Annotated in this window: 6 protein-coding genes; all 6 read left to right on the forward strand. The window is 63.2% G+C overall.

From position 1 onward, the window contains the following. Positions 1–156 precede the first annotated feature (156 nt). Positions 157–918 (forward strand): SDR family NAD(P)-dependent oxidoreductase, encoded by a 762-nt coding sequence (locus AC1DUU_RS23230; RefSeq protein ID WP_476785744.1) that lies wholly within the window; start codon positions 157–159, stop codon positions 916–918. Then, positions 918–1,796 carry a beta-keto acid cleavage family enzyme gene (locus tag AC1DUU_RS23235; RefSeq protein ID WP_476785745.1) on the forward strand — a complete coding sequence of 293 codons (879 nt, stop codon included), beginning with the start codon at positions 918–920 and terminating at the stop codon, positions 1,794–1,796. The genes AC1DUU_RS23230 and AC1DUU_RS23235 overlap by 1 nt, the downstream gene beginning before the upstream one ends. A 33-nt stretch (positions 1,797–1,829) precedes the next feature. Continuing rightward, complete coding sequence (locus AC1DUU_RS23240; protein WP_476785746.1) at positions 1,830–2,834, forward strand: quinone oxidoreductase family protein; 1,005 nt, start codon at positions 1,830–1,832, stop codon at positions 2,832–2,834. Between the two features lie 9 nt (positions 2,835–2,843). After that, a complete protein-coding gene (locus AC1DUU_RS23245; RefSeq protein ID WP_476785747.1) occupies positions 2,844–3,176 on the forward strand; it encodes a cupin domain-containing protein in 333 nt (110 codons plus the stop codon). Positions 3,177–3,195: 19 nt separating this feature from the next. Then, the gene (locus AC1DUU_RS23250) at positions 3,196–3,771 is read left to right on the forward strand and encodes a gamma carbonic anhydrase family protein (RefSeq protein WP_476785748.1); all 576 of its coding nucleotides are present in this window, start codon (positions 3,196–3,198) and stop codon (positions 3,769–3,771) included. A gap of 12 nt (positions 3,772–3,783) precedes the next feature. Then, a partial coding sequence (locus AC1DUU_RS23255; RefSeq protein ID WP_476785749.1) for an alpha/beta hydrolase family protein occupies positions 3,784–4,793 on the forward strand: 1,010 nt, incomplete at its 3' end.

Consider the following 4,793-nt stretch of genomic DNA (forward strand, 5'->3'; position numbering starts at 1 on the left):
CAGCAGATCGTCGGCGATTTTGTCATGCACACCGAGCCGCATCCCGATTTTGCCGGCGCGACGCTGCCTTTCTACACCTGCGAATACGATTTCAAGCTGGTGGCGGGAACGCCGACTTTCCTCATTCCGCCGATCTCGGGAAAGAAGAGCTGAGCGATGACTGCCCAGACCTCATCCAATTCGCTTGAAGGCAAGGTGGCCGTCGTCGTCGGCGGCTCCGGCGGCATCGGCCGCGAGACCTGCCGTCTGTTTGCCGAAGCCGGCGCAACCGTCATTGTCGGCTACCGCTCGGGCAAGGAAAAGGCCGAGGAGATCGTCGCGAGCTTGATTGGGCAGGGTCATGCCGCCCTGCCGGTTTCGATCGAGGACACCGCAACGATCGAAGCCTTCCGCGATGCCGTGCTCGCCAGGTTCGGGCGGGCCGACATCCTGGTCAATACCGCTGGTATCACCCAGCCGGTGGCGCATGGCGATCTCGATGCGCTGACCGACGAGGTGATCGACCGCATCTTCATCAACAACTGGCGCGGCGTCTTCGCCACCATCCGCGCTTTTACGCCGGCGCTTAAAGTCAGCGGCGACGGGTTGATCGTCAACGTCTCGTCGATCGCCGCCTTCACCGGCATCGGCTCTAACGTCGCCTATTGTGGCGCCAAGGCCGGCCTCGACATCATGGCCAATTCGCTCGGCCGCGCACTGGCGCCCGAAATCCGCGTCATGACGGTTTCGCCAGGGGCGGTCGACACGCAGTTCGTGCCGGGCCGTGGCAAGGAGTTCGCTGACAAGGTCGCCGCAACGACGCCGCTCAAGCGCATCACATCGCCGACCGACGTTGCCGAGGCGATCCTTTCCTGCGCGACCCATCTCAAATTCTCGACCGGCAGCCGCATTGTCGTCGACGGGGGGAGGCACCTCTGATGCAGCCGAAAGTCATCATCACCTGTGCCGTCACCGGCAATTTGACGACGCGCGAAAACCATCCCGGCCTGCCGGTGACGCCGGAGGAAATCGCCAATTCCTGCCTCGAAGCGGCCGATGCCGGTGCTGCCATCGCCCATATCCATGTCCGCGATCCCGAGACGGCAAAACCGTCGATGGAGCTGAAATATTACCGCGAGGTGGTGGAAAGGATCCGGGCGAAGAACAACGCGCTGATCCTCAACATCACCACCGGTCCCGGCGGGCGCTACCATCCAAGCGACGAGAATCCGGCCGTCGCCGGCCCGCGCACCACGCTGATACGGCCGGAAAAGCGCGTCGAGCATATCGTCGCGCTGAAACCCGATATCGCCACGCTCGACCTCAACACCATGACTTTTGGCAATGAGGTGGTGATCAACACGCCGGGCAACGTCAGGATCATGGCCGACATCATCAATGAAGCCGGCTCCAAGCCGGAACTCGAGGTCTTCGACAGCGGCCATATCGTTCTGGCGCAGGACCTGCTGAAGGCCGGCGTTTTGAAGTCGCCGGCGATGTTCACCATCGTCACCGGCGTCAAATATGGCTTTCCTGCCACGACCGACATGATGGCCGCCGCCGCGCGCATGCTGCCTGCTGACGCCGTGTGGACCGGGTTCGGCGTCGGCCGCATGTCGTTTCCGATGGCCGTGCAGGCCTATCTGCTCGGCGGCCATGTCCGCGTCGGGCTGGAGGACAATTCCTACATCGCCAGGGGCGTGCTCGCCAAAGGCAATGGCGAGTTGGTCGAGCGCGTCCGCGACCTCATCGAAAAACTCGGCGGGCAGATTGCCGGCCCTCAGGAAGCCAGGGAAATGCTGGGGCTTGCCGCCTGACCGGCGCGGCTTGGGCAAAGGAGATCAAACCAGATGAATATTCAAGCAAGCGCCAAGACCGGCAACGCCCTCAGGGTTTCGCAAAAGTCGCCCGATCTCGACAACCTCCTGATCGAGGTCGCCGAAGTCGCCGTGCCGCGTCCCGGACCGGGCCAGGTTCTGGTCGAAATCGTCGCCGCAGGCGTCAACCCGAGTGACGTGAAAGCATCGCTCGGCCACATGCCGCATGCCATCTGGCCGCGCACGCCGGGCCGCGATTTCGGTGGCATCGTGCGTGAAGGCCCATCGCAGATGATCGGCATGGAAGTCTGGGGCGGCGGCGGCGAGCTCGGCATCAGCCAGGATGGCAGCCACGCCAAATGGATGGTGCTCGACCAGAAAGCTGTGCGGGCCAAGCCGAAGAATTTTTCCATGGAGGAGGCGGGTTCGATCGGCGTGCCGTTCATCACCGCCTATGAAGGTTTCCGCGAGGCCGGCGGCGTCCAGCCGACCGACGTCGTCCTGGTCTGTGGCGGCAACGGCAAGGTTGGMCAGGCGGCGATCCAACTGGCGACGATGGCCGGCGCAAAAGTGTTCGCCGTCGAATACAACGATCAGCCGCTCATGGGCCACACCAACGCTCCCGTGGAGATGTTGAACAGCGGTGCGCAGGATGTTGCCGCGATCGTCCGCGAGATGACCGATGGCCACGGCGCCGACATCGTCTTCAACACGGTCGGCAGTCCCTATTTCGAGATCGCCAACAAGGCGATGGCCAAGCAGGCGCGGCAGATCTTCATCTCGACCTTCGACCGCGCCGTGCCTTTCGACATTTTCAACTTCTTCCGCGGCCGCCACAAATATATCGGCGTCGACACGCTGGCGCATTCGTCTGTCGACGGCGCGCGCATCTTCGACAGGCTGAAGCTGAAGTTTGAGGAAGGGCTGTTGAAACCGTTCCCGATCAATCCCGACACCTGCTACGGCCTGGCCGATGCCGCCAAGGCCTATGCCTCGGTGCTGCGCGGCACGTCCGACCGCGTGCTTTTGAAGCCGTGAGCGCCTGAAATGCAGGTCACCCGCTACAGCGAAGCCAAGTCCTACGAGGCACCCGAACACTACGACATGCGCTGCCTGCGTCTGCAGGGCAAGGAGGCGACGGCAACCGATACGATCTGGATCGGCCTGTCGCATCTTCTGCCGGGCGGCCGCACCTCGCTCAAGGATGCTCCGGTGGAAAAAATCTACATTGTCGTTGCCGGCGAAGTGACGGTCGAAACCGTGGATGGATCGGTGACACTCGGCGTGCTCGACAGTTGCCGACTTGCGCCCGGTGAAGCCCGCGCCCTGGTCAATCGCACCAATGCGCCGGCGTCTATTCTCCTGGCGATGCCTACCTGAACGAATGGCGGAAAATAGCGTGACCAAACCATCGGCATATCGGTTGGGCGACCGAGAGCCCATCTTCCCGGAAGACGGCAATTTCTATGTCGCTCCCGGCGCCATGGTCATCGGCGATGTGCGCATCGGCAGCGGCGTCAGCATCTGGTTCAACGCCGTGCTGCGCGGCGACAATGAGCCGATCACGCTCGGTGCCGGTTCAAATGTCCAGGACGGCTGCGTCATCCACACCGATCCCGGTTTCCCTGTCGACATCGGCGAGGACGTCACCATCGGCCACAACGCGACAATCCACGGCTGCAGCATCGGCAAGGGCAGTTTGATCGGCATGGGTGCGACGGTCCTCAACGGTGCCGTCATTGGCGAGAGGTGCCTTGTCGGCGCCAATTCGCTGGTGCGGGAAGGCATGATCGTGCCGGACGGCTCGCTGGTCATCGGCATTCCCGCAAAGATCGTCAGGTCGCTCGACGAGCAAACGGCGGAAAATCTGTCGCGCGGCGCGGCAAGGTACCGCGACAAGGCCAAAACGTATTCGGCCGAACTGAAGGCGATCGACCGAAAGCTGGATCAACCCGGAAATGGCGGCGGAACATGAAAGACTGCGGGAATGGCTGAAACGGAAAACAGGTTGCTGAGCGTGGTCGAACACTGGCTGCCCCGCATCGAGGTCGCCGGCATCCCCTCAGCCACGGCGAAAGCCGTCATCGAGAGCGCCGGTATCTGGGAAAACTGGCTGACCGCTTGGAGCGCCGAGGGCGACCGCCATGCCGAAATGGGCGCGGACGCGCTGGCGCGTGGCCACACTGTCACCGCAGGCGAAGCTTTTGCCCGCGCCAGCCTGTTTTATCATTTCGGGCAGTTCATGGCCTTCGACGATCTCGACGCCAAGGAGCTTGTCGCGGCGCGCAAGGTCGCGTTGTTCCGTAGGGCAGCACCCTTGCTGGACCCGCCCGCCGAACTGGTCGAGGTGCCGTTCGAGGGCGGCGTCCTGCGAGCCTATCTCAGGCTGCCGCAGGGACCTGGGCCGTATCCCTTGGCGCTGATTGTCCCCGGCTCGGATTCCACCAAGGAAGAATTCCCGGCCTTCGAACGGCACTTCCTGAGCCGTGGCATCGCAACGCTGTCGCTCGATGGGCCGGGCCAGGGCGAAGGGCGGTCGTTTGGCCATCTGCGGGCCGACATCGCGCCCGCAATTGCCGCGGCGCTTGCGGCGGTCGAGGCAAAGCCGGGCCTGTCGGGTGCGGTCGGCTTGGTTGGCATGGCCTTCGGCGGCATGCTGGCGCTGCGCGCCGCCGCCTCGTTGGAACACCTTGCGGGCGTGGTCTCGATCAACGGCTTTCATGACCTCGGCGCACTTTGGCCGTCGCTGCCGAAAGTCTATCAGGACAACATGACGTTTGCCCTCGGCGGCGAGGATGTGGTGGAGCGCGCCCGCAACTTCACGCTGGCCGATATCGACGGCCCCAAGGCTCCCGCACTCATCCTGCATGGCGGGCGCGACAAGATTTTTCCGCCATCCGAAGCGCAAAAATGCGCCGACTTTTGCAGCAATGGCGCGGAACTCCATGTCTTTCCGATTGGAAACCACGTCTGCAACAACATCCCTTGGCTCTATCG

The sequence above is a fragment of the Aminobacter sp. P4_H6_2 genome, from assembly GCF_056400805.1.